We start from the raw sequence: 23,187 nt of genomic DNA, 5'->3' as shown, positions 1-23,187 counted from the left end.
TTAGTTGTTGTCGCCCTCGTCGTCAGCGTCAGCGTCGTCGTCTTCGGTGAAGGTATCGAAGAACTCAAGGGCCTCGTCCGCGTCATCATCGGCGTCTTCGCAGAAGATGTCGTAGACGTCTGGTTCTTCGAAATCGTCCTCATCGAAGTTGACGAGCTGGGCTTCCCAGTCCAGGGCCTGCTCCGAGACCAATCCGAGCACGTCAAAGAGGCGGTCGAAATCGGTGTAGGTGCCCAGTTCCAGGGCCTCAGCGGGGACTTCCACGATGGGGATGTCATCGGAGTCAGTGTTGTCAAAGAGGGCAAGGCGCTCGTTTTCATCGAGGTCCTCGCCTTCCTCGTCCACCTGCCACAGCTCCGTCACGGCCTCATCCTCGAGCTCTTCCATGTCTTCTTCATCGAAGTCGAAGGCCAAGAAGCGCACGATGGCAGAGGGCACGCCGTCGATGGTTTCTACCAATACGCGCAGCTCAGAATCGTTGCCTACTTCCGCGACCACCAGGTGCGGGTTGAGTTCATCCTGGTCAAACTCCAATTCCGCGATGCGCTCATCGGTGCCTTCCAAGAGGTCCCGGAGGACGGTAACAACCTGGTCGGTGGCGATGTGGCGGGAGACGGCCTCTACGGCGTCGTCGACGGAAAAGGCGACGGAGACCAAGACGGCCTCGAATTCTTCATCGTCTTCATCCACATCCGCGGCAGCGATGTACACATTGGCCGCCGGCAAGAGAGGATCGATTTCAACAAACTGGATTTCCAAATCAGAGGTGATTGGAACGAACATGACGTCTTCGTTGACGCGGGACTCAATGCCCTCGGCGTCCAATGCGGAAGCGATATCTTCGAAAAAGCTCATGGTGGTGAAAAATCCATCCTTCGGAAGCAGAGGTCCCCGCGGTGGGCAAGACGCCGCCCGCGGTCACCCTGGATTCTACCGCTAATCCCGCCGGTGTGGTTGGAAACCAAGGGAGCGCACCAGCTCTGGGCGCCCACTTCCCCACTCCACCATGTGGTAATCCTCCCACGCCTTGCGGCGACCGTCATTGGGGGCGTGCACGATATAGGCCTGTTCATCAAAGATCATGGTCGCGCGCTCACCGCCCTCATAGCGCGGCCACTGCGCCTTCGGGCTGCCGCCGTGGATGAACGCGGCCCAGTGCTCCTGCATGGTGGAGGTCAATTCCTCCATCTCAGCCCGCGAGCCCCAGCCAGTTAGCAAGGAGGCGCGCGAGGATCGGGGATCACCAAAGACATTGCCCAATTCCATCGAGTGCATGGCGCCTAAGCCCAGCCACTTCAAGACGGCAGAGGCGAAGTCGAAGCGGTACATCCACGTATCGGCCACTTCAGAGTGGGCGCTGGCGATGCGGGTGGAAGGTGCCCAGAAGAGGGCATCGGCAAGCAAGTGCGCAAAATCTTCCCGGCGGACCGCACCGCGGTAGGCGGCGACGACCTCGGGGGCGTGGTGGGGATCGTAGGAGGCCAAGAGCCGCAGGGCGGCGCGCTCTCGGGCGCTTTGGCGCTGAAAGAGGAACTTGCCAAAGCTGGCTTCGTCCGAATTCGTGCCTATCAGCAGCGGGATTTTGTGCTGGTGGCCCTGCTCAAAGGCGGTGATGGGGTGCTCGGGCAATAGCTCGCCGTCCACCGTGGGCGCGTAGCAGGAGTTTAAGTGCAGTAGCTCGCCGGCGCGCCACATCATGGATTGGCCGGAGCGCACCACATCCGCACAGTCTTCCTGGCGCAGGTCATCCACGCTCACCCGGCGCGGCAGGCCCACCCGGCGTGCGAGTTCGCGGGCCCACAAGGTGGATTGGGCGCGGGAATGCACCAACGCAATGGGTGGGGACTGGGCAATGGCGCGGTGGAAGAGCCCTTCGGCGGGCGGGCTGGTCATCAGTGCCAGCACCGCGGCGCCGCCGGCGGATTCGCCCATGAGGGTGACCGAGTCTGGGTCGCCGCCAAAGGCAGCGATATTCTCCCGCACCCATTTCAGGGCCAGAATCTGATCCGCCACGGCGGGGTTGGCGCTGCACTCGCCGCCGAGGCTGCGCAGATCGAGATATCCCAGGGCGTTGAGGCGGAAGTTGATGGATACGTAGACCACGTTCATGCGGGTGGCGAGCTCAAACCCGCGCAGCATGAGCATGTGGGACGAGCCCATGATGAAGCTGCCGCCGTGCAGGTACACCACCACGGGCAGCTTTTCCTCCGTGCGGGGGCGCACGATGTCGAGGTACAGGCAGTCCTCGGAGCCGACAATGCGGTCGGTCCAGGAGTACGTGGGTTGTGGGGCAATTGGCCCGAATTGGCTGCAATCGCGCACGCCCTCCCAACGCGGTGCCGGGCGTGGGGCGCGAAAGCGGCTGTCGCCGGCCGTAGAGGCACCGAAAGGAATGCCGCGCCACGTGCGCACCGGCCCGGCGCTAATGGGGCGATCTACTCGCAGGTCTTCTTCGATGACCCCGCGCACCCAGCCGGAGGTCGTGCGCACGGTGACCTCATCCGCGTAGGCATTCTGTGCCCGCTCGTGGGCCTGACGGGCGCGCTCGTGTGCGCGCATGGCCCGCAAGCGCGCGGCAGCGGTGGACTCTTCGGAATAAGAGTCCCTACTGTCGCGTTGACCATCCTGCGGGTAAGGCATACTCCCTACCTTAGGTAGGTTGCGCGCCGGTGGCGATCTGAATCGCACCTGGCGGCCCCTTCTTTCAAGGTCAGGGCTATGCTAGGTAAAAAATCAATTGATACCACTACCCCAACAAACTAAGGATTGGTGTGGGAGAAGGCATGTCCATATTTAAAAAATCCACCCCGGATAAAGCAGCTACTGACACATATGACATCGATCCGGAGCACAGCGGCCGTTTTACCAAGGCGCTGCTGAATTCCTTGGACCGCGCCGTATCCGTGCAATCTGGTGTTATTTCCAAATACGTCACGAGCCTAAAGAAGCACCACCCAGAAGCCACTGACCAAGAATTGCAGGGCTTTATTAACAAACACTTCATCAATATCACATCCGGCACGGGCGCGGCCGCTGGTGCCTCCGCATCCGTGCCCGGCATTGGGCTATTTACGGGCGCGGCCACCATTGGTGCGGAATCCGTAGTCTTTCTTGAAGCCGCTGCGTGGTACATCCTGGCGTCCGCGTACCTGCGCGGCGACGATATCTCCTCGCCCGAGCGTCGCCGCGCCCTCGTACTGGTGGTATTGACAGGCTCGAAGGGCTCCGCGGTGGTCGATACCTTCGTTGGAGACCTCGGCACGGTCACGGGGGCGCGTTCGGTTGCCTCGCTCTCCCGCTTTTCCGGGCCCACACTATCTGGCATCAATGGCAGGTTGACCAAGGTATTTACCAAGCAGATCACCAAGCGCATGAAGTGGGCATGGGTGGGCAAGCTCATGCCTATGGGCATCGGGGCGGTCATCGGTACAAAGGCCAACCGCAAGCTGGCCAATCAGGTCATCGAATACGCCCGCCAGCAGCTCTCCCCTCTTTCCCACACAAAGGCGGGTTAGTGGTGATCGTTTAGAGCGAATTCGCTACCCCTGACATAGTGAAGGTGAGGGATTGGCCCGTATCATATAGGCAGACACTTTGGCGGGTGAGAAATGCGCTCGTACAAAGTCCGGACTAAAGTCGAATAAACGACCATTTTAAAGCAGAGAAATGAGGCGAATACCTGCCGTGAGCACATCGAGCATCTTCGGCCCGAATGCGTGGCTGATAGACGAGCAGTTCCAGCAGTACTCCAAGGATCCTAGCTCCGTAGACAAGGAGTGGCGCGACTATTTCGAAGCAAACGGCGCGCCCAAGGCGCAGCCAGAAGCTGCGGCTCCTTCTCAAGCATCTAAGCCACAGCCAAAGAAGGCACAGGCAGAGTCTAAGTCCTCGGCCAAGAAGACCGAAGGCACTACCACCGCCCGCAAGCAAGAGGCCCGCGATACCAACGTGAAAGAGTCTGTATCTAGGGCCAAAGAAAAGTCCGCGAAGGCAAAGCATTCTGCGGGCAAGAATGCGCAGTCTCCGCTGGATAACCTAGAAGATTATAAGGGCGGCGACGAGCGCCAGCTCAAGGGCATGTTCAAGGCTATTGCTAAGAACATGGAAGAATCCCTTGAGATTCCTACCGCTACCACCGTGCGCGATATGCCGGTCAAGCTCATGTGGGAAAACCGCTCCATGATCAATGACCACCTGAAGCGCACCCGCGGTGGCAAGATCTCCTTTACCCACATTATTGGCTACGCCATGGTCAAGGCCGTACAGCTGCACCCTGGCATGAACGTGCGCTACGAGGAAAAGGACGGCAAACCCTTCGTCGTCCAGCCTGAGCACATCAACCTGGGCCTGGCAATCGACCTCCCGCAGAAGGATGGCTCCCGCGCCCTCGTGGTTGCCGCCATCAAAGAATGCGAGACCAAGTCCTTCGCTGAGTTCATTGAGGCTTACGAAGACATCGTTACCCGTTCCCGTAAGAACAAGCTCACCATGGATGACTTCTCAGGGGTCACCATTAACCTGACCAACCCGGGCGGCATCGGCACCCGCCACTCCATTGCCCGCCTGACCAAGGGCGCAGGCTCCATTATCGGCGTTGGTTCCATGGATTACCCGGCAGAGTTCGCCGGCGCCTCCGCTGACCGCCTGGCTGACCTCGGCGTCGGTCGCCTAGTCACGCTGACCTCCACCTACGACCACCGCGTCATCCAGGGTGCAGAGTCCGGCGAGTTCCTGCGCACCATCGGCAAGCTCATCGTTGATGACGCCTTCTGGGACGAGCTCTTCGAGTCCATGGGCGTTCCTTATGAGCCCTTCCGCTGGGCTCAGGACATCCCCAACTCTGGCGTGGACAAGAACACCCGCGTCATGCAGCTCATCGAGTCCTACCGCTCCCGCGGGCACTTGCTTGCCGATGTCAACCCGCTCGGCTGGTCCCAGCCCGGCCTGCCTAGCCCCGATCACCGCGACCTCGACATCGCTACGCACGGCCTGACCATCTGGGATCTGGACCGCGTCTTCAACGTCGGCGGCTTCGGTGGCAAGGAACAGATGACCTTGCGTGAGGTGCTCTCCCGCCTGCGCGCTGCTTATACCCTGAAGGTCGGTTCCGAATACACCCACATCTTGGACCGCGACGAGCGCAGCTGGATGCAGGACCGCCTCGAGGCCGGCATGCCAAAGCCGACCAATGCCGAGCAGAAGTACATCCTGCAGAAGGTCAACGCCGCCGAGGCATTCGAGAACTTCCTGCAGACCAAGTACGTGGGCCAAAAGCGCTTCTCCCTCGAGGGTGCCGAGACCCTCATCCCGCTGCTGGATTCCATCATCGACACCGCTGCGGGCCAGGGCCTCGACGAGGTCGTCATGGGCATGCCGCACCGTGGCCGCCTGAACGTGCTGTTCAATATCGTCGGCAAGCCGCTGGCAGATATCTTCGGCGAGTTCGACGGCAACTACAAGGGCGGCCAGCTCGGCGGCTCTGGTGACGTGAAGTACCACTTGGGCTCCGAGGGCGAGCACCTGCAGATGTTCGGCGATGGCGAAATCAAGGTCACCCTTGCCGCCAACCCGTCCCACCTCGAGGCCGTCGACCCAGTCATGGAGGGCATCGCCCGCGCCAAGCAGGACATCTTGGACAAGGGCAAGGACGGCTACTCCGTCGTTCCCGTCATGCTCCACGGCGATGCGTCCTTCACCGGCCTCGGCGTCGTGCAGGAGACCATCAACCTCTCCCAGCTGCGCGGCTTTACCAACGGCGGTACCGTCCACATCGTGGTCAACAACCAGGTGGGCTTTACCACCACCCCGGACTCCGGCCGCTCCACCCACTACGTCACCGACCTGGCCAAGGGCTTTGACTGCCCGGTCTTCCACGTCAACGGTGATGACCCAGAGGCCGTTGTCTGGGTAGGCCAGATGGCCGCAGAATACCGCCGCCAGTTTGGCAAGGACGTCTTCATTGACCTCGTGGTCTACCGCCTGCGCGGCCACAACGAGGCCGATGACCCATCCATGACCCAGCCGCAGCTGTACTCGGTCATCGAGAACCACGAGCCGGTGCGCGAGCACTATACCAACGAGCTCATCGGCCGTGGCGACTTGTCTGCTGAAGACGCCGAGGCAGCGGCGCGCGACTTCCACGACCAGATGGAGTCCGTGTTCACCGAGCACAAGGAAGCCGAGAAGGCCGGCCCGAAGGAACAGACCGGTATTACCTCCTCGCAGGAGCTCACCCACGGTCTGGATACCTCCATCACCGCTGAAGAGATGGTCGAGCTTGGCGATGCCTACGGCAACCCACCCGAGGACTTCGAGTACCACAAACGCGTGGCCAAGGTAGCCAAGGACCGTGCGAAGTCTGTCCGCGAAGGCGGCATCGACTGGGGCTGGGGCGAGCTGCTCGCCTTCGGTTCCCTGGCTAACCAGGGCAAGGTTGTGCGCCTGGCCGGCGAGGATTCCCGCCGCGGTACCTTTACCCAGCGCCACGCCGTGACCTTCGATCCCCGCAATAGCAACGAGTACAACCCGCTCAACTCCTTGGCCGTGTCCAAGGACAACGGCGGCAAGTTCATGGTCTACAACTCCGCGCTGACCGAGTTCGCCGGCATGGGCTTCGAATACGGCTACACCGTGGGTAACCCCGATGCCCTCGTGGCATGGGAGGCTCAGTTCGGCGACTTCGCCAACGGTGCCCAGACCATCATCGATGAGTACCTGTCTTCCGGTGAGGCCAAGTGGGGCCAGCTGTCCAGCCTGGTTCTCCTCCTGCCGCACGGCTACGAGGGCCAAGGCCCGGACCACTCCTCCGCCCGCATCGAGCGCTACCTGCAGCTGTGCGCGGAAGGTTCTATGACCGTGGCCCAGCCGTCCACCCCGGCTAACCACTTCCACTTGCTGCGCCGCCAGGCTTTGGGCGAGATGAAGCGTCCGTTGGTCGTCTTCACCCCGAAGTCCATGCTGCGCAACAAGGCCGCTACCTCCTCCGTTGAGGAGTTCACCGAGGTCAAGAAGTTCCGCTCCGTTATCAATGACCCCCACTTCGTGGACGTCAATAACAAGAAGGTCGGCGACACGGACAAGGTCAAGACCATCATGCTGGTCTCCGGCAAGCTCTATTGGGACTTGGAGAAGAAGCGCGAGGCCGACGGCCGCGATGACATCGCCATCGTCCGCGTGGAAATGCTCCACCCGATTCCGTTCAACCGCCTAAGCGAGGCATTCGAGATGTACCCGAACGCCACCCAGGTCCGGTTCGTACAGGATGAGCCCGCCAACCAGGGCCCATGGCCGTTCTACAACGAGCACCTGCGCGACCTCATTCCGGATATGCCGGAAATGGTCCGCGTCTCCCGCCGCGCCCAGTCCTCTACGGCTACGGGTAACGCCAAGGTACACCAGATTGAGCAGAAGAACCTGCTTGAAGAGGCCTTCGACGTTTAACCACGTGTAACCGCTGAAAAGGCACCTAGCGCGCTGCAGCGCTGAATGCCCCAGTGAGGTTATTTCCTCACTGGGGCATTTTCATGGTTTCTGCTGCCTTCTCCTCGGTCCTCCTACCTCGCCGCCGTTCCTGCTCTCCCTACCTTCAGCTCCCCTCCTTCGCCTCACACCGGTCACCTACTCGTCCTTCGCGCTCACCGGCGAGATGGTAGGGGCATCGACAAGCTGCGCCCGTGAGCGCGAAGGGCGGGGCGGTAGCTGATGGCGACGCCGGGCGCCCTTCGCGGTCACGGAGGGGGCGATCGCATGTTAAAGGGCGGCTGCCCGTGAGCGCGAAGGGCGGTAAGTGGGTAGCACGGACCGCGCCGCTTACTTAAGAACTGCTCAGATCCGAGCCACCGGAGGAGCCGGAGTCGCTTTCTTCATTGACAATGTCCAGTCCGGAGGCTTCCATCCATTCGTGGACGACCTTCTTCAGCTCTTCGCCATCCTCTAGAGCCTCCACCATGTCAGAGATGTCTTTTTGCGTGATGAATTTGGTGACCGCGGCGACGGATTTTTCTTCTTCGCGGTCAAAGAGGCTGTCGCTATAGATGACCACGAAGTTTTCTGGCAGCTCTGGTTGTGCATCCTCACAACCGTGAGCGCCGGATGGCTCGACGGTAGCAAGTTGGGTGGGCAAGGTAGACATGAGCGCGATATGGGTGCGGGCAAGAAAGTCTTCCCCGCCCGGCTCACTGTCTTCTTCTGCCTTTTTATATTCCGCCGAGATATCGCGCGCCTCACCGGGATTAAAGTGGCTTAAAAAGTTGCCGGTGCAGCCGACGTAAAAGTTGCCTTCCGGGTTTAGGGAACTGCCCTTGCCTCCATGTGTTTTGAAGGTTTCTTCTTCCTTCAGCTCGGCTGTGCGTCCTTCCTCCAAGAGCGACTGCCGGAATACCTCGCCCAAGATGAGCTGATCTGTTTCTGCAGGGTCAACGACGATCTGCACCTGTTCCGGCTCGGATTGTGCCGCAGCGGGACTGGTATCGACTTTGTCTGAACACCCAGCAAGCAATGCAGCGCCTACCACCGCGGTAACAGTAGCGCGGGCATATCGACGGGCGGGGCTGCGCTTCACTGAGTGTGCTCCTTCTGATTCTGCTAGGTCACCGATACAAACGGATGGATTTAAGTGTCCCACAGAGTCTACCGTGCAAGCGTGTTTACCTGAGGTAGCGCCGTGACTAAGATGGCAAGAGTTATGTCTAGCTCTATTACCGAATCAGTCGTACGCGAGGCTCTTTCCCACGTACAGGATCCAGAAATCGGCCGCCCCATCACCGAACTGAATATGGTGAAATCGGTCGATATCGAAGGAAACGACGTCACCGTTGGCGTTTATCTGACCATCGCGGGCTGCCCCATGAAGTCCACCATCGAGACCAATACCCGCGCCGCGGTCGAGGACATCGACGGCGTTGGCAAGGTTACCGTGACCATGGACGCGATGAGCGATGAGCAACGCCGCGAGCTGAAACAGAAGCTGCGCGGCGGCCAGGCCGAACCCGAGATTCCTTTTGCGAAGCCCGATTCGACGACCCGCGTCTTTGCGGTGGCGTCGGGTAAGGGTGGCGTCGGCAAGTCCTCGATGACCGTCAACCTAGCCGCCGCGCTGGCGGATAAGGGCCTGAAGGTGGGCATTGTCGATGCCGATATTTACGGCCACTCCGTGCCCAGCCTGCTCGGCTCGACCGACGGCCCCACCGTGCTTGATGATGAAATGCTGCTGCCTCCCATCTCCCACGGCATTAAGCACATCTCGATTGGGCAGTTCGTGGAGGGTAACGCGCCCGTCGTCTGGCGCGGACCTATGCTCCACCGCGCACTGCAGCAGTTCTTGGCGGACGTATTCTGGGGCGATCTCGATGTTCTCCTCCTCGACCTGCCTCCGGGTACCGGCGATGTCGCGCTGTCCGTTGCGCAGCTCATCCCGAATGCAGAGCTGCTCATCGTCACCACGCCGCAAGCAGCTGCGGCAGAAGTGGCCGAACGCGCCGGTTCCATCTCCCAGCAAACGCGCCAGCGGGTGGCCGGCGTGATTGAGAACATGAGCGCCATGGTCATGCCGGACGGCTCCACCATGGACGTCTTTGGTGAAGGCGGCGGCCAGATTGTTGCAGACCGCCTCGGCGTCATCCTGGGCCACGAGGTGCCACTGCTGGCCTCCGTGCCGCTGGATCCGGCCCTGCGCTCGAATAGCGATGCCGGCACACCCATCGTACTCGAGGCACCTGACTCCCCTGCCGCCAAGGAAATCAGGGCGGTGGCTGATCAGCTCGCCATCCGTTCCGATTCCCTCGTGGGCAAGAGCCTCAACTTGGGTGTGAACTAAGAGCGCGTTGTATTAGGTAACGTCGCTCCACTCAGAGCCGCCGCCGGTGGAATCTTCCCCACCGCGCTGCGGCTTTTGTTGTTGCTGGGGCGGCTGCTGCGCCGGCTGCTGGGTCGTTTCGGTGGTATCGCCATATACCTCGGCATAGTTAAAGGTGGGCCGGGTAGCACCACTGTTGTCCTGCGCGCGCTGTTCGGGTTCTTTCGGCGCGGTGCCGGATTTGATGTCTTCGGCCATCTTCTTGGGGTTGAAGTCGTCCCAGGCGGAATCATCGCCATCGAAAAGCGCCTTGGTAATAGCGCCTTTGGGGCCTAGCCGCGTCCACTGCGCCGCCTGATTGAGCGGGCCGCGGATATCATCGAATTCCGCGGAGATCGACCCCATTTCGCCATTGAGCTCGGCCTTCGCGTTGTTGATGGCCTTGCGGGCGGCATAGATGGCCGCGCGCACGTCCTTGATGACCTCCGGCATGCGCTCCGGGCCGATGATGACGATGCCGAGGAGGACAATGACAATAATCTCAGGCCAGCCAATGGAAGAAAACACGATTAAATCCTCGCCCTCCGTTTAGTTCTGCCCGCGCTGATTGTGTTTAATCGCGCGTACCACCGTCTCGACTTTATCCAGAAAATCCTGCTCCGGCCGGTGCGCCGGGGTCGACGCATCGGGCCCCGGCGCCACGCCCTCCGTAGCCATTCCCGCCAGCTTAGCCAATAAGGACTGCGGGGCCTTCACCGCGGAATCATCGCTGCAGTGACGTACCCACTCGGAGGCGTGGCGCTGGTGGTGCACGTCGGCGCGACACTCCGCGCAGTGTACTAGATGGATGCGCACGCGGTGCATGGCTTTGGGTTCCATCTCCCCATCGACGAAGGCAACGACGGCCTCTGGGCCAAGGTGACCGATGGAATCGCTGCGCCGCGCCCGCGCCTTTGCCTTATCCCGGGCCTTCGCCTGCGCGGGGGTGAACTCGCCCCGTACGCTGAGCCTGGAGAGGGTGCGGCGTCCTCGCAGTGAGTCCATCGACACCCTCCTCACGTTCATTCCACAGACGGATTACTCACACTTAAGTCCCCCTGCCACGCGGCAGGGGAGGTAATGATTCGATTCTAGCGCGTGCGCAGCAAGATGCGCGCTTCCGCATTGGTCTGTGCCTCTTTTTCCAGCGCCGCGCGCAGTTGGGAGCGGCCGCGGTGGATGCGCGAGCGCACCGTGCCCATCTTTACGCCGAGGGTCTCGGCGATTTCGTCGTAGCTCATGCCTTCGATATCACACAGAACCACGGCAACGCGGAAATCCGGCGCCAAGCTATCCAGCGCGGACTGCAGCACCGGGTCCAGGTTCGCCACGGTATAGGCCTGCTCCGGGGTCATATCCGTCCCCGGAACGCGCTCATAATCCTCTGGCAGGGACTCCATGCGAATCTTGGAGCGGTGGCGCACCATATCCAAAAAGAGGTTCGTAGTGATGCGGTGCAGCCAGCCGCCGAAGGTACCCGGTTGGTACTTATCCAAGGAGCGGAAAACACGCATGAAGGTCTCTTGGGTGAGATCCTCGGCATCCTGCTGGTCACCGGATAAACGGTAGGCTAGGCGGTACACGCCATCGGCATGCTCTGCCACCAATTCGGCCCACGAAGGCATCGTAGCTTCCCCAGCATCGAACGCCGCGGTACCGGTCAACTCCACGTTCGCATCGGTGGAGGCAACGGACTCGGCATCGCGCTTCGTTTCTGTCATGGGTGTCATTTTTCTATACTCGGCGCGGAAACTCCAGCTGCTGCGCTGATAATATCCTGTGAGTCCGTCACATACTTCCCACAGACCACAATTTCGCTGGCTAGGCGCGTTTTTGCCACCCTTGCGCGCAACTTTACCTATTGTCTTAATCGTGACTACTACCGCATATGACGCACTGCGCTCCTATATCGATTCCACCAGTGAGCCTTCGGCGGCTCTCCGCGGCGCCCGCGACCACGCCGAGGAATACGGCCTGCCCGTCCCGGATGAATCCACCGGCCAGCTTCTCACGACGCTGACGGCGACGTCTTCCGGTGTGGTAGACCGCCCCCAGGCCGTGGCGATTACCCCCGCCGCCTCCGTCGTGGGCCTCTACCTGTTCGCGGGCATGCCGGATAACGGCATCCTCACGTGCATCGACCCTGAGGCCGAGCATCAGCGCAGCGCCAAGGCCGCCTTCCGCGAGGCCGGCTACGCCCCCACCCGCGGTCGCTTCCTTCCCTCGCGCCCCCTCGACGTGCTCGGACGCCTGGCTACCGAGGCCTACCAGATCATTTACGCGGACGTCGCTGCCCTCGACCTCCCTGCCCTCATCAAGGCGGCCTGGCCCCTGCTGCACCAGCACGGCACGCTGGTGCTTGCCAATGCGCTTCTCGATGGCACCGTTGCCGACACCTCCCGCACCGACCGCGATACCGCCGCCGCGCGCGAAGCCGATGAATACCTCCGCGAGCTCGAAGGCGCCACCGTGACCCGGCTCCCACTGGGATCGGGGCTGACATTGGTGACGAAGCTTTAAGGGAGCATCGGCAAGCAAGGGCCCCTGCACGCGCTAAAAGATATCCGTATTCTGGGTGTACATGACAGCCGGACACTGGCCCATAAAGTTCGCGAAAGCACCGCGTGGCAGGTCAACGAGTTTCCTCCCCGGCGTAGCTGCCACCCCAACCCAAGCTTGTAACCCGCACCTGATTTAAGAGAGGAATGCCGTGACGACTCACCGCCCCGAACTCCACTTCATCCCCGATGCCGGCATCCTAGACGCGCCCGCCGGCGTCCTTCGTGATGGCGATACATGGCACATGTTCTACCAGTACCGCCCCACTCCCGATGCCCCGGCCCGCTGGGGACACACGTACTCGGAGGAAGTACCGTTTAACTGGCTGGACTGCGATGACGTCCTCGCGCCCGTCGGCGGCGAGCTCGCCCTCCGCGCGGGTTCCGTGGCCCAAGGTGAGGACGCCATCAACCTCTATTTCACCTCTGTGACCGCGACCGGCACCTCCATTCGCCTCGCGCGCTATTCCGGCATCGACGATGTCTGCGAGGTCTCCGATGACTCCTCAGCCCTCGACCCCAACGTCGTGCGCTTTGGCGAGGTGGCCGGCAATACCACCGACCACACCCGTTTCCGCTCGCCTTCCGTCGTGCCCGATTGGGCCACCGATGACCGCGAAGACGGCCACATGGGTTGGCTCATGCTGGCGCTATCCGGCCGCACCGAAACCCCGCAGCCGGTCATTCTAGAAAGCCACGACGGCATCTCATGGTCCCTGCGCGGCAGCCTCACCTTCGAGGGTGACCCAGGCTTCCTCGACGGCGAGGTGCCCGCCGATTCCCCCATTCCCCCAGTGGTTTCCCCGCGCATCGTGCGCCTGCGCGATGAAATCGACGAGGAAATCTACGACGTGCTTTTCGTCACCCTCGAGCGCGACGGCCGCGATGTCTCCGGCTACCTCGTGGGCCAGCTGGAAGATACCACCTTCACGGTGGTCTCCGGTTTCCGCCGCGTGGACTTCGGCCACGATTTCTCCCGCCCGCGCAATACCAACGCCACCGCAGGCACGATTCCTGAAGAAAGCCGCTACGAGCGCGCCGTCATCCTCGGCCTGCTCAACGGCAACGGCCGCGGCGATGACGCCACCCAGCACGCCTCTTGGGATGCCGAGGGCTGGTCGAATGCCCTCTCCCTGCCGCGCCAGGTCACGCTCGAGGGCGGCGTCTTGTACCAGGCACCGGCCACCGGCCTGCCCGAGGCGGTCAAGCTTTCGGATTACGCGCGCTCCTGGACCGGCGTCATGGAGGTTCCCACCGGCTCCAGCGTCACCATCACCCTTCGCGATGGCAACGGCAACCCCGCCGCCACCATCTGCCACTCCGGCGAGGAAATCAGCCTCGATCGTTCCATGAACAAGGCCTTCGATCACTTCTTCGCCGATTCCGCTCCCGCCACCGCCACGCTTGCCGATGGCGACTCCGACACCCTCACCATCATCCAAGACGGCTCCACGGTGGAGGTCTTCGTCGACGGCGGCCTCATCGCCATGGCCTCCCGCGTCTATTTCGACGGCGGCTGCTCCGGCATGGATGTCGAGACCACCGGCGACGCAGTCATCGAACAAGACTGGCAGCGCTCCGGTTCCAAGCTCTAATACTGCTACCCTCCCCCTGCCGCCACGCGCCTTTTGGCCAGCCTCTCGCCACCCGCCTTTCGGCGCCCGCCCTTCGCGCTCACCGGCGAGGCGTCGCGACATCGGCAAGCAGCTCCCCGTGAGCACCAAAGGAGGCAACGGTGGCTGGCTGACTCCACACCCACCCTTCGCGCTCACCGGCGAGCGACTCCGGCCATCAGAATGTGCTTGCCGTGAGCGCGAAGGGCGAGTATTCCTTCCATCTGTCCCTAGGACCGACCGCACGAGTCAAATGATGCCGTCCTTAGCCGCATTCTGCACCCTCGTTTTCCGTCAGCCACCGCCCTGCCGATGCCACCAGCTCTTCGCGCTCACGGGCAAGGTGGAGGGGTATCGGCAAGCTGTTCCCTGTGAGCGCCAAGGGAGGGTACGGTGACTGGCCTATTCCACACCCGCCCTTTGCGCTCACCGGAAACACAAATGAACCGCCCCGGGCGCTGCTGGTGAGCGCGAAGGGCGGTATGTATGCCGAAGGCGAGGTGAACCTGCGTTTATTAAACCGCGCGGAGGCGGTCTAGGCGAGCGCGGGCGGTGACCGTCAGCGTGGGAGGAAGGGCGGCCATTCGCTCGGCGAGCTCATCGGCGCTGATGTGGCGGGCGGACGGGCTCATTCCTACCTGTGCGGCGATGGCCGCTTTATCCAGGTGAATGGGGAAGGAAATATCGACCGGGTCGGCCGCTTGCTCGAGGTGGCCTTCTGCCTGCTCATACATGCGCTCGACCTTGCCCTCTTCCACGCCGAGGATGCCGAGGGGTTCGCGCAGCTCATCGAGGTGCCCCGCGCCCGGGGTCAGAACGATGACCTGGCCGCCGGGGGCGAGGACGCGCTGGAATTCGGATGGGTTGCGCGGGGCGAAGACCACGGAAATCGCGTCGATGGATTCATCGCGGATGGGAAGTTGCTGCCAGACATCGGCAACCACGGCACCCACGCGTGGGTGGCACTTAGCCAAGTGCTTGGCCGCATGCGGGGAAATATCGAGGCCGACGCCGCGCGCGCCGTCGATGGAGTCAAGCGTGTGGGCCAGATAGTAGCCGGTTCCGGCGCCGACCTCGAGAAGCGAGGCGGGCGTAGAGGCAGACAGCGAGCTGGCATCGAGCGCGTCTTGTACTGCGCCGGTCACAGACTCAACGAACGGCGCGAAATGGCCGGTGGCTAGGTACGCTTCGCGGGCGTTGACCATATCCATGTCATCGCCCTTGTGCTTCAGGCCAGCACCGGCCGCTAAGGTCACATACCCTTGCTTGGCCACATCAAAGGAATGGCCGGATTCCGAAACGAGGCGGGAAAAATCATCGGCGCCGGAAAGCGCCGTGCCGTCGTTTGGATCGGCCAGAATGTCGACGATATGAGAAAGCATGTATCCAGACTAGCTAGAAACCTCGGTCAACAAAGAACCGAGCTCCGCGGCCTCTTCTTTGTTCAGCTCGATAACGATGCGCCCGCCGCCGTCGGATGGGATGCGCATGACGATCTTGCGGGATTCCACCACCGCTTCCATTTCGCCGCCAGTGGTACGTGGCTTCATTGCTGCCATAGTTGGGCTCCTTAACTTTCTTCGTTTCTTTCCAGCTTAGTCCCTTTTTGCCCGCTTTTCCGCGCGGCCGCTAATTCCAGCTCCAGTTGCGCGAGCAGATCATCAACCTGATCTTGGCGGTACCCACGCGGCACGACCTCGAATTGCACGTCCTCAAAACGGCCCTGAGCTGCGGCGGCGCGGTTATTTTCCAGCACCTTCTGCGGCTCATCGGGCGGGTCCATCACGGTCCCGGGGCCAAAAATCGAACCCCACAGCCACGTTCCGATCACAATGAACGCAATGAGCACCACGATGAGCACAATCCAGGACAGCATGACTTAAATCCTACCTAGCAGCGGTGGGCGCTGAGCAATCGGCGCACTCACCCCGGCGCGCGAGAGCAGCGTGCGCGCCACGATATCCGCCATCGGCGCGAGCTCATCAAGCGGCCGATTGCGGTGGACACGAGTGCCTAGGTCGACTTCTGTCAGCCCGCCGCGCTTGCCGATGTCCACCAGCAGCCCCGCTTCCACCCCATAGCCCTCCACGAAGGGCACTTCTAGCGCGGCAGAGCGGCGAAGCGCGTACTCGCCGCCCAGAGGCTGATCGATGTGGGCTAGCTCCGGGAAGAATTGCCGGATGAGCGGCTTTGCAGTCAATTCGGTCACGCGCCCGCCGCCGGTGGGTTGGCCATTGAGACTACGGCGATAGCGGGCCTTGACCATGTTCACACCCGGATCCTTAAAGGGCGCCGCGAGCGCTGTGACCATGCCGGGCGCGGCGGATTCTAGATCGGCGTCAATAAAGACGACGATGTCCCCGCGCGCGGCGGCGACCCCGCGCCACAGGGATTCCCCCTTGCCGGGGCGCGGCGGTTCGGGCAGGATATCGCGCCAATTGCGCACGTCGGCACCGGCTGCGCGCGCCACTGCGGCGGTGTCGTCGGTGGAATCGGCGTCGATGACGAGCACTTCGAGGGGGTCATCGGCAAGGCAGGCGCGGATAACGCCGGCCACGGTGGGCTCCTCGTTGAGGGCGGGGATGATGACGGAAACGCTCATGCGAGTCCACGGGTGGTGTCAAGGGGCGCGGCCGTGCCCTGGATGGCGGCGGTCATGCGGATGACGTCTATGGTTTCAGCAACCTCGTGGACGCGGAAGGCGGCCACCCCGTGCGCTGCGGCCCAGGCGGTGGCGGCGAGCGTTCCAGCGACGCGATCTCCTACCCCGCGCGCGAGGGTCTCACCCACGAAGTCCTTATTGGATAGCGCCATGAGCACGGGCCAGCCGGTGTCGACGATCTCATCAATGCGCCGCAAAAGTTCTAGGCCGTGATAGGTGTTTTTACCAAAGTCATGCGTGGGATCGATGAAGGTGAGATCTTCCGGGCAGCCAAGCCCCGCAGCCTTTTCTGCCAGGGCGGTGGTCTCAGCAATGACATCGGCAACGACGTCATCAAAGTGCACGCGGTGTGGGCGGGTGCGCGGGGTAATCCCGCCGGTATGCGAGCACACGTAGCCTACGCGGTGGTGGCCGGCGACCTCGATAAGCTGCGGATCCCAGCCGGCCCAGGTGTCATTGACCAGCCCGGCCCCGGCGGCGATGGCGGCCTCGGCGACCTCGCTGCGCCAGGTGTCCACGGAAATGAGTACCTCTGAGTGGCGCTCGTGCACGCGGGCAATGGTGGGCACGACGCGGTCGATTTCCTCCGCGCTATCCACCTCCTCGCCCGGTCCGGCCTTGACCCCGCCGAAATCGATGATGGAGGCTCCCGCCGCAATGGCCTCATCGCAGCGCTTGAGGGCGGGGTCCATGTCAAAGGTGGCCCCCTTGTCATAAAAGGAATCCGGGGTGCGATTGACTATCGCCATCACGCGCGCGAGGCTCAACGCGGCTCCCTAATGCGCTTATCGCTCATCACCTTGTGGCGCTCGATGATGTGGGCGACGGCCTCATCGGGGTCATCGGTAAGCAGGAAAAGCTCTTGGTCATCTTCGTTGATGTACCCGCCAGCGGCGAGGGTATTTTTCATCCACTCCAGCAGGCCAGACCAATAATCGGTGCCCATGAGCACGATGGGATAGTTGGTGACCTTACCGGTCTGAACCATGCAGAGAACCTCGAAGAACTCATCCATGGTGCCCATGCCGCCGGGCAGGCAGACGAAGGCCTGGGAGTACTTCAAGAACATGGTCTTGCGGGCAAAGAAGTAGCGGAAGTTCAGGCCCAAGTCCACGTACTCGTTGAGGCCCTGCTCGTGCGGCAATTCGATGCCGAGTCCCACCGAGAGGCCATCGCCCTCGTGCGCGCCCTTATTCGCGGCCTCCATGATGCCGGGGCCGCCGCCGGTGATGACGGCGTAGGCGCACTCGGCGAGCTTGCGGCCGAGTTCTTCGGCCATCTGATAGCTCGCATCCTCAGGCTTGGTGCGCGCGGAGCCAAAGACCGTCACTGCCTTGGGCAGCTTGGCCAGCGCATCGAAGCCGGCGACGAATTCGCCTTGGATGCGCAGCACGCGCCACGGATCGGCATGCTGCCATTCGTGGTCCGCGCCGGATTCCAACAGGCGCTGGTCAAAGGTGGAGCCTTGTTCTCCTTCGCTGCGCAGCAAGAGCGGGCCGCGCAGGGTACGCATGTGGTCAGGGGTCATTTTTATCCCTTCAAGTAATTAAGCAGAGCGGTAGAAACTTCGGTGATTTGCGCCGTGGGCACCTGCTCGTCCTTCTTATGCGCAAAGCCCGGATCGCCGGGGCCAAAATTCACGGCCGAAATGCCCATCTCAGCAAAGCGCGAGACATCGGTCCAGCCGAACTTGGCGCGGACGTTGCCACCGACGGCATCGACAAGCGCACGCGCCGCAGGCTGCCCCAGGCCAGGCAGGGCGGCGCCAGCAATGTCGTCGATCTCGATGGTGACGTCCTCATGCTTGCCGATGACCCCCTTCATGTACTCCAGTGCCTCCTCCGTGCTGCGGTCCGGGGCGAAGCGGAAGTTGACGAACATCCAGGCCTCGTCCGGCAGGGTATTGGTGGCCACGCCGGCCTCGAGGTGGACGATGTTCAGCCCCTCGTGGTAGGTGCAGCCATCGATGGTGACCTCGCGCGGCTCGTAGTCCGCAATGCGCGTCATGACGGGGGCAAGCTTGTGCGCGGCGTTGGAGCCGAGCCACGCGCGGGCCGAGTGCGCGCGGGTGCCATGCGCCGTCACGCGCAGGCGAATCGTGCCCTGGCAGCCGGCCTCGACCATGGCGCCGGAGGGCTCACCCAGGAGCGCGAAATCGCCCTGCAACCACTCGGGGTGGTCCTTTTGCAAGTGGCCCAGCCCATTAAATTCAGTGGATACCTCTTCGCCCTCATAAGCGATGACGGTCAGGTCGTGCTGAAGCTCTTCCGATTCATGCAGGTGAGCAAAGGCGTTGAGGTATACCGCCATGCCGGATTTCATGTCCACAGTGCCGCAGCCGAACATGATCTCGGCGCCATCTTCGGCGGTGTCCATGCAATGCGGTACGTTATCTGCCAATGGAACGGTATCGATGTGGCCTGCAAGAACCACGCGGGAATCCATCCCGCGGTTCGTGCGCGCGCACACGGTATTGCCAAAGCGGGCGACCTCCACGTTGAGACCACGCAGGGCTTCTTCCACCGCATCCGCGATGGCCTCCTCGTGGTGGGAGGGGCTCGGGATATCGACGAGCGCCTTGGTCACTTCAATGGGGTCGGCATATAGATCTAAAGTCACAAGCCGCCATGGTAGCGCCCCGCTGGGTCCGTTGCATTGTGTAATGTTCACTTCACTGCAAAAAATAACCTCTCACAAGGTGGTAATTATGGCCGAAGCCACACAATTGAAATCGCGACACCTCACCATGATGGGCCTTGGCTCCGCGGTGGGTGCCGGTCTCTTCTTGGGCGTCGGATTGGGAATCCAAATCTCCGGCACCTCGGTGCTCATCTCTTATGCCGTCGCCGGCGTCCTCATCGCGCTCATCATGTGGATGCTCGGGGAAATAGCCGCGGCGCGTCCCTCCCTGGGTTCCTTTTCCACCTACGCCGGCCAAGCTTTCGGCCACTGGGCGCGCTTTACGATGGGCTGGATCTACTGGTTCATGCTCATCATGGTCATGGGTGCCGAGATCACGGGCGCCGCCGCGATCATCGGCAGTTGGTTCGATATCGCCCCGTGGATTCCCGCGCTCATCGCGGTGGCCTTTTTCGCCGTGGTGAATTTCGCCGCCGTCCGCGGTTTCGGTGAATTCGAGTTCTGGTTCGCCATCATCAAGGTCGCCGTCATCCTCGCCTTCCTCGTCGTCGGCATCCTCATGGCACTCGGCATCCTGCCCGGCATGGATCTCTCCCGCGCCGGCACCAACTTCACCGATAACTTCCTGCCCAATGGCATGCCGGGCTTCGCCGCGGGGCTGCTCGCCGTGGCCTTCGCCTTCGGCGGCATCGAGCTGGTCACCATCGCCGCCGCCGAGTCGGAGGACCCCGCCCGCAACGTGGCTACCGCAGTGCGCGCCATCATCGTGCGCATCATGATCTTCTACATCGGCTCCATCGTGGTCATCACCATGGCCCTGCCATTTAGCCAGATTCAAGATGCCGATGCCGCCGCCGATTCGCCGTTTACCTTGGTGCTCGAGGCCGCCAAGATTCCTTTCGCCGCAGGCTTCATGGAGGCCATCATCGCGCTGGCCCTGTTGTCCGCCTTTAACGCCCAAATTTACGCCACCTCCCGCTTGGTCTTTGACATGGCCAAGGACCACTGCGCGCCCAAGTTCTTCCTCAAGACCAACCACTCCGGCTCCCCCATCAACGCCGTCATCTTGTCCATGATCTTCGCCTTCGCCTCGGTGGGCCTCCAATTCTGGAACCCGCCGGGACTGCTGGCCTTCCTCTTCAACGCCGTCGGTGGCTGCCTCTTGGTTGTGTGGGCGTTTATCGTCGCCTCCTTCCTCAAGCTTCACCCGCAGTTGAAAGCAAACGGCGAGCTCACGGATATCCGCGTGCCCGGCTACCCCTGGTTGCCGTGGGCGACCGCCGCCGCGCTGGCCGCGCTGACCATCTTCATGCTCTTTGATCCCTCCGCCCGCAACCAAGTCATCGCCGTCATCATCCTCTTTGCCGCACTCGTCGCCTTGTCCTTTGTGGTTCCCGCGGGCAAGCGCGAACAAGTACGACAGTAATTGCTAAGCTAGCCACCATGACTTCTGCATCCGCACGTGGCCTGGCAACCATTACCCACGACGGCACCGTCTTGGACGTTTGGTTCCCAGCAGTTCATACCGATAAGCAAGTAGAGACCACCGGCACGACGCGTTTGGAGGAGACTCCGCAGCAGTTCTCCGCCCTCGTCGGCCCCGATGAGGAGCGCGGCGTGGCCCGCGTGGCGGTGGAAACCTCCATCGCTGACCTCGACGAGGCCCCGACCGATACCTACGACGCCTACCTGCGCCTCCACCTGCTCTCCCACCGTGAGGTAAAGCCGCACGGCCTCAACATGGACGGCATCTTCCGCCACCTCAATAACGTGGTGTGGACCAACTACGGCCCCTGCGCCGTGTCCGATTTCCAGATGGTGCGCGGCCGCCTCGCCTCCCGCGGCCCCGTCGTGGTCTACTCCGTGGATAAGTTCCCCCGCATGGTGGACTACGTTGTCCCCTCCGGTGTGCGCATCGGTGACGCCGACCGCGTCCGCTTAGGCGCCCACCTCGCAGAGGGCACCACGGTCATGCACGAGGGCTTCGTCAACTTCAACGCCGGTACCCTGGGCGCTTCCATGGTGGAAGGTCGCATTTCCGCGTGCGTCGTCGTGGGCGATGGCTCCGATATCGGCGGCGGCGCCTCCATCATGGGCACCCTGTCCGGCGGCGGCAAGGAAGTGATTTCCATCGGCGAGCGCTGCCTGCTCGGCGCTAACTCGGGCATCGGCATTTCGCTTGGCGATGACGCCGTTATCGAAGCCGGCCTCTATGTCACCGCCGGCACCAAGGTCGCCGTCTTTGGCAAGGTGGCTGAGGCCCTGGGCGTCGGCAATGGCGAGGCCGTCAAGGGCTCCCAGCTCTCTGGTGCCTCCGGCCTGCTGCTGCGCCGCAATTCCGTCTCTGGTGCCGTCGAGGCCGTGGAGTGGAATGCCGAGGCCGTCGCGCTGAACGAGGACCTCCACAAGAATTAACGCCACCCCAATTCCCGTGCCCTGCGGCCGAGAAATACCATGGAGAAGTGTCTGATAACTCTTCTGCCCTTGGTTCTGGCCTGAAGGTCCGCCACCTGACCATGATGGGGCTTGGCTCCACCATTGGCGCCGGTCTCTTCCTTGGCACGGGCGTCGGCATTTCCGCCGCTGGCCCAGCGGTGATCATCGCCTACGCGATCGCCGGCTTCCTCGCCATCCTCGTGATGCAAATGCTCGGAGAGATGGGAACAGTCATCCCCGCCTCCGGCTCCTTTTCCGAATACGCCGAGCACGGCATCGGCCGCTGGGCGGGCTTTACCCAAGGGTGGATCTACTGGTGCGCCACCGTCGCCGTCCTCGGCGCCGAAATCACCGGCGCCGCGGGCTTCATCGGCTCGTGGTTCGACGTCCCGCCCTGGATCCCCGCCGCCATCTGCGTCGCCGTCTTCGGCCTCGTCAACCTGCTGCGCGTGCGCACCTTCGGCGAGTTCGAGTACTGGTTCGCGCTCATCAAGGTCGTCGTCATCATCGCCTTCCTCATCATCGGCGTCCTCCTCATCTTCGGCCTCCTGCCCGGCCACACCTTCGTGGGCACATCCGTCTTCCTTGCCGATGGCTTCATGCCCAACGGCCTCGGCGGCGTCGCCGCCGGCTTGCTCGCCGTCGCCTTCGCCTTCGGCGGCATCGAGGTCGTCGCCATCGCCTCCGCCGAATCCGAGGATCCCGAAAAGTCCCTCGTCAACGCCGTGCGCTCCACCATCCTGCGCATCTCTGTGTTCTACTTGGGCTCCGTCCTCGTCATCACGTTCCTGCTTCCCTATTCCAGCCTGGACGCCGCCTCCACCGCCGCCGAATCGCCCTTTACCATGGTCCTCGACCGCGCCGGCATCCCCGGCGCAGCCGGCATCATGGAGGTCATCATCGTCCTCGCGCTGCTATCCGCCTTCAACGCGCAAATCTTCGCCTCCTCCCGCATGATGCACTCGCTCGCCTCCCGCGGCGAGGCCCCGCGCATCTTCGCCGCCACCAATACCGAGGGCGTGCCCACTACCGCCATCGCCTTGTCCGTCGCACTGTCCGCGCTCATGGTCGTCCTCAACTACGCCGATACCGGCTGGTTGCTCACCTTCATGCTCAACGCCGCCGGCGCCTCCCTGCTCATCGTGTGGGTCTTCATCGCAGTCAGCCAGCTGCGCCTGCGCCGCCAACTCGAGGCCCTGCATCCCCTCCCCATCCGCATGTGGGCCTTCCCCTACCTCACCTGGTTCGCCCTCGCCCTCTTCGCGGCCATCGCGGTGCTCATGCTTACCGATGCCACCGCCCGCACCCAACTCCTCTCCGCTGCCGCCATGTTCACGGTGCTCGCCATCGCGGGTGTGCTCAATTCCAAGGTTCGCGGCATCGACCCGACCTCCACGCTCCCGCTGACCTAGCGGCCGCTCCCCGCCTCCGGCCCACCATCACTGC

The 23,187-nt window shown here is 62.5% G+C and carries 21 protein-coding genes; 8 read left to right on the top strand and 13 right to left on the bottom strand.

From position 1 onward, the window contains the following. Both ACLI1Q_RS05100 and ACLI1Q_RS05095 read right to left on the bottom strand, forming a co-directional pair. Nucleotides 1-855 (bottom strand): DNA primase, encoded by an 855-nt coding sequence (locus ACLI1Q_RS05100; RefSeq protein ID WP_239267859.1) that lies wholly within the window; start codon nucleotides 853-855, stop codon nucleotides 1-3. Nucleotides 856-936: 81 nt separating this feature from the next. Beyond that, nucleotides 937-2,640: a carboxylesterase/lipase family protein gene (locus ACLI1Q_RS05095; RefSeq protein ID WP_239267860.1), complete on the bottom strand. Its 1,704-nt coding sequence runs from the start codon at nucleotides 2,638-2,640 to the stop codon at nucleotides 937-939. A 143-nt stretch (nucleotides 2,641-2,783) separates the two neighbouring features. Between ACLI1Q_RS05095 and ACLI1Q_RS05090 the strand changes: the two genes are divergently transcribed. Together ACLI1Q_RS05090 and ACLI1Q_RS05085 are read left to right on the top strand one after the other, a co-directional pair. After that, a complete protein-coding gene (locus tag ACLI1Q_RS05090; RefSeq protein ID WP_239267862.1) occupies nucleotides 2,784-3,515 on the top strand; it encodes an EcsC family protein in 732 nt (243 codons plus the stop codon). A 169-nt stretch (nucleotides 3,516-3,684) separates the two neighbouring features. Next, nucleotides 3,685-7,440 carry a multifunctional oxoglutarate decarboxylase/oxoglutarate dehydrogenase thiamine pyrophosphate-binding subunit/dihydrolipoyllysine-residue succinyltransferase subunit gene (locus tag ACLI1Q_RS05085; RefSeq protein ID WP_411697121.1) on the top strand — a complete coding sequence of 1,252 codons (3,756 nt, stop codon included), beginning with the start codon at nucleotides 3,685-3,687 and terminating at the stop codon, nucleotides 7,438-7,440. A gap of 373 nt (nucleotides 7,441-7,813) precedes the next feature. Here ACLI1Q_RS05085 and ACLI1Q_RS05080 read toward each other — a convergent pair whose 3' ends face one another. After that, nucleotides 7,814-8,560, bottom strand: a complete 747-nt coding sequence (locus ACLI1Q_RS05080; RefSeq protein WP_239267866.1) for a hypothetical protein — start codon at nucleotides 8,558-8,560, stop codon at nucleotides 7,814-7,816. Nucleotides 8,561-8,683: 123 nt separating this feature from the next. Between ACLI1Q_RS05080 and ACLI1Q_RS05075 the strand changes: the two genes are divergently transcribed. Continuing rightward, nucleotides 8,684-9,814, top strand: coding sequence for an Mrp/NBP35 family ATP-binding protein (locus ACLI1Q_RS05075; protein ID WP_239267868.1), 1,131 nt, complete (start codon nucleotides 8,684-8,686; stop codon nucleotides 9,812-9,814). 12 nt (nucleotides 9,815-9,826) lie between these two features. Here ACLI1Q_RS05075 and ACLI1Q_RS05070 read toward each other — a convergent pair whose 3' ends face one another. From ACLI1Q_RS05070 to sigE, 3 genes are all read right to left on the bottom strand, one after another. Beyond that, on the bottom strand, nucleotides 9,827-10,360 hold the full coding sequence (locus ACLI1Q_RS05070; RefSeq protein WP_239267870.1) for a twin-arginine translocase TatA/TatE family subunit: 534 nt from the start codon (nucleotides 10,358-10,360) through the stop codon (nucleotides 9,827-9,829). Nucleotides 10,361-10,381: 21 nt separating this feature from the next. Next, nucleotides 10,382-10,858, bottom strand: a complete 477-nt coding sequence (locus ACLI1Q_RS05065; protein ID WP_239267872.1) for an anti-sigma factor family protein — start codon at nucleotides 10,856-10,858, stop codon at nucleotides 10,382-10,384. A 65-nt stretch (nucleotides 10,859-10,923) separates the two neighbouring features. Then, nucleotides 10,924-11,553, bottom strand: coding sequence for an RNA polymerase sigma factor SigE (gene sigE, locus ACLI1Q_RS05060; protein ID WP_239267874.1), 630 nt, complete (start codon nucleotides 11,551-11,553; stop codon nucleotides 10,924-10,926). Between the two features lie 151 nt (nucleotides 11,554-11,704). Between sigE and ACLI1Q_RS05055 the strand changes: the two genes are divergently transcribed. Both ACLI1Q_RS05055 and ACLI1Q_RS05050 read left to right on the top strand, forming a co-directional pair. Then, nucleotides 11,705-12,352, top strand: a complete 648-nt coding sequence (locus ACLI1Q_RS05055) for an O-methyltransferase (protein ID WP_239267876.1) — start codon at nucleotides 11,705-11,707, stop codon at nucleotides 12,350-12,352. Between the two features lie 190 nt (nucleotides 12,353-12,542). Beyond that, nucleotides 12,543-13,985 (top strand): GH32 C-terminal domain-containing protein, encoded by a 1,443-nt coding sequence (locus tag ACLI1Q_RS05050; RefSeq protein WP_239267878.1) that lies wholly within the window; start codon nucleotides 12,543-12,545, stop codon nucleotides 13,983-13,985. 533 nt (nucleotides 13,986-14,518) lie between these two features. Here the strand turns inward: ACLI1Q_RS05050 and ACLI1Q_RS05045 are convergent. Genes ACLI1Q_RS05045 through dapE form a run of 7 tightly spaced genes read right to left on the bottom strand, consistent with a single transcriptional unit; the run spans nucleotide 14,519 to nucleotide 19,284 of the window. Next, complete coding sequence (locus tag ACLI1Q_RS05045; protein WP_239267880.1) at nucleotides 14,519-15,385, bottom strand: methyltransferase domain-containing protein; 867 nt, start codon at nucleotides 15,383-15,385, stop codon at nucleotides 14,519-14,521. 9 nt (nucleotides 15,386-15,394) lie between these two features. Next, complete coding sequence (locus tag ACLI1Q_RS05040; protein WP_005280113.1) at nucleotides 15,395-15,562, bottom strand: DUF3117 domain-containing protein; 168 nt, start codon at nucleotides 15,560-15,562, stop codon at nucleotides 15,395-15,397. Nucleotides 15,563-15,573: 11 nt separating this feature from the next. After that, nucleotides 15,574-15,879 (bottom strand): DivIVA domain-containing protein, encoded by a 306-nt coding sequence (locus tag ACLI1Q_RS05035; protein WP_239267882.1) that lies wholly within the window; start codon nucleotides 15,877-15,879, stop codon nucleotides 15,574-15,576. 3 nt (nucleotides 15,880-15,882) lie between these two features. Further along, nucleotides 15,883-16,605 carry a glucosyl-3-phosphoglycerate synthase gene (locus ACLI1Q_RS05030; protein WP_239267884.1) on the bottom strand — a complete coding sequence of 241 codons (723 nt, stop codon included), beginning with the start codon at nucleotides 16,603-16,605 and terminating at the stop codon, nucleotides 15,883-15,885. Then, on the bottom strand, nucleotides 16,602-17,414 hold the full coding sequence (gene folP / locus ACLI1Q_RS05025) for a dihydropteroate synthase (protein ID WP_411697145.1): 813 nt from the start codon (nucleotides 17,412-17,414) through the stop codon (nucleotides 16,602-16,604). The genes ACLI1Q_RS05030 and folP overlap by 4 nt, the downstream gene beginning before the upstream one ends. 14 nt (nucleotides 17,415-17,428) lie before the next feature. After that, complete coding sequence (locus ACLI1Q_RS05020) at nucleotides 17,429-18,193, bottom strand: TIGR00730 family Rossman fold protein (protein WP_239267886.1); 765 nt, start codon at nucleotides 18,191-18,193, stop codon at nucleotides 17,429-17,431. A gap of 2 nt (nucleotides 18,194-18,195) precedes the next feature. Next, nucleotides 18,196-19,284, bottom strand: a complete 1,089-nt coding sequence (gene dapE / locus ACLI1Q_RS05015; RefSeq protein WP_239267888.1) for a succinyl-diaminopimelate desuccinylase — start codon at nucleotides 19,282-19,284, stop codon at nucleotides 18,196-18,198. Between the two features lie 88 nt (nucleotides 19,285-19,372). On the opposite strand from dapE, the gene ACLI1Q_RS05010 reads away from it, so the two are divergent. The 3 genes from ACLI1Q_RS05010 (at nucleotide 19,373) to ACLI1Q_RS05000 (ending at nucleotide 23,153) form a co-directional block, all read left to right on the top strand. Beyond that, the gene (locus ACLI1Q_RS05010) at nucleotides 19,373-20,731 is read left to right on the top strand and encodes an amino acid permease (RefSeq protein WP_239275294.1); all 1,359 of its coding nucleotides are present in this window, start codon (nucleotides 19,373-19,375) and stop codon (nucleotides 20,729-20,731) included. A gap of 17 nt (nucleotides 20,732-20,748) precedes the next feature. Continuing rightward, the gene (gene dapD, locus ACLI1Q_RS05005) at nucleotides 20,749-21,720 is read left to right on the top strand and encodes a 2,3,4,5-tetrahydropyridine-2,6-dicarboxylate N-succinyltransferase (RefSeq protein WP_411697120.1); all 972 of its coding nucleotides are present in this window, start codon (nucleotides 20,749-20,751) and stop codon (nucleotides 21,718-21,720) included. A 101-nt stretch (nucleotides 21,721-21,821) separates the two neighbouring features. Beyond that, nucleotides 21,822-23,153 (top strand): amino acid permease, encoded by a 1,332-nt coding sequence (locus tag ACLI1Q_RS05000; RefSeq protein WP_349819867.1) that lies wholly within the window; start codon nucleotides 21,822-21,824, stop codon nucleotides 23,151-23,153. Nucleotides 23,154-23,187: the final 34 nt, after the last annotated feature.

This window comes from Corynebacterium limaceinasi (assembly GCF_046717465.1).
Taxonomy (GTDB): Bacteria; Actinomycetota; Actinomycetes; order Mycobacteriales; family Mycobacteriaceae; genus Corynebacterium.
Note: the sequence above shows the minus strand (reverse complement) of the source record. Positions and strands in the feature narration are given on the sequence as shown.

Bases quoted from the DNA above. Each gene is read 5' to 3' on its own strand.
- ACLI1Q_RS05100 (WP_239267859.1), bottom strand. From the start codon at position 855: ATGAGCTTTTTCGAAGATATCGCTTCCGCATTGGACGCCGAGGGCATT.
- ACLI1Q_RS05095 (WP_239267860.1), bottom strand. From the start codon at position 2,640: ATGCCTTACCCGCAGGATGGTCAACGCGACAGTAGGGACTCTTATTCC.
- ACLI1Q_RS05090 (WP_239267862.1), top strand. From the start codon at position 2,784: ATGTCCATATTTAAAAAATCCACCCCGGATAAAGCAGCTACTGACACA.
- ACLI1Q_RS05075 (WP_239267868.1), top strand. From the start codon at position 8,684: ATGTCTAGCTCTATTACCGAATCAGTCGTACGCGAGGCTCTTTCCCAC.
- ACLI1Q_RS05065 (WP_239267872.1), bottom strand. From the start codon at position 10,858: ATGAACGTGAGGAGGGTGTCGATGGACTCACTGCGAGGACGCCGCACC.
- sigE (WP_239267874.1), bottom strand. From the start codon at position 11,553: ATGACAGAAACGAAGCGCGATGCCGAGTCCGTTGCCTCCACCGATGCG.
- ACLI1Q_RS05045 (WP_239267880.1), bottom strand. From the start codon at position 15,385: ATGCTTTCTCATATCGTCGACATTCTGGCCGATCCAAACGACGGCACG.
- ACLI1Q_RS05040 (WP_005280113.1), bottom strand. From the start codon at position 15,562: ATGGCAGCAATGAAGCCACGTACCACTGGCGGCGAAATGGAAGCGGTG.
- ACLI1Q_RS05035 (WP_239267882.1), bottom strand. From the start codon at position 15,879: ATGCTGTCCTGGATTGTGCTCATCGTGGTGCTCATTGCGTTCATTGTG.
- ACLI1Q_RS05030 (WP_239267884.1), bottom strand. From the start codon at position 16,605: ATGAGCGTTTCCGTCATCATCCCCGCCCTCAACGAGGAGCCCACCGTG.
- folP (WP_411697145.1), bottom strand. From the start codon at position 17,414: ATGGCGATAGTCAATCGCACCCCGGATTCCTTTTATGACAAGGGGGCC.
- ACLI1Q_RS05020 (WP_239267886.1), bottom strand. From the start codon at position 18,193: ATGACCCCTGACCACATGCGTACCCTGCGCGGCCCGCTCTTGCTGCGC.
- ACLI1Q_RS05010 (WP_239275294.1), top strand. From the start codon at position 19,373: ATGGCCGAAGCCACACAATTGAAATCGCGACACCTCACCATGATGGGC.
- dapD (WP_411697120.1), top strand. From the start codon at position 20,749: ATGACTTCTGCATCCGCACGTGGCCTGGCAACCATTACCCACGACGGC.
- ACLI1Q_RS05000 (WP_349819867.1), top strand. From the start codon at position 21,822: ATGATGGGGCTTGGCTCCACCATTGGCGCCGGTCTCTTCCTTGGCACG.